A 414-nucleotide genomic window follows, 5' to 3' on the forward strand; every position below is an offset into this window, starting at 1 on the left:
CGCTCGGCGGCGACGCGGCGCGGCTGCGCAGCGCGTTCTTCGTTCTCGCTGCCGGCGTGGTGCCGGGCACCGCGCTCGGGCTGATCGCCGCGCTGCGCCAGCGCCGCCGTCCCGCCCAGCGCTTGCGCGAGGGCGCGCGCTCGCCGCTGTTCGGGCTGCGCTGGCTCGACGACGCGCGCCTGCCGCACCTGAGCGATTGGCAGCGCCGCGAAGCGCTGCTGCGTTGGCGCCGCGGCGGCCACGCCTGGATGATCGGTGCGGTGCTGATGGGTTTGCCGGGGTCGACCGCGCTCGCGGCCGGCGCCGGCGTACTGCTGATCGCGACCGCGCTGGCCTGGTTCAGCCTGCTCGCCCAGGCCTGCGCCGCCGCCACGGTCGCCGCCGGCAGCGCGCTGGCGGCGACGCCGGCGTCGC

Annotated in this window: 1 protein-coding gene; it reads left to right on the forward strand. The window is 78.7% G+C overall.

What is annotated here, in order from left to right; translation table 11 throughout:
• Window positions 1-414, forward strand: a 414-nt coding sequence (locus A7A76_RS25210; protein WP_206413902.1) for a hypothetical protein, incomplete at both ends; no start/stop codon positions are given.

The sequence above is a fragment of the Lysobacter enzymogenes genome (assembly GCF_017168095.1).
Classification (GTDB): domain Bacteria; phylum Pseudomonadota; class Gammaproteobacteria; order Xanthomonadales; family Xanthomonadaceae; genus Lysobacter; species Lysobacter enzymogenes_D.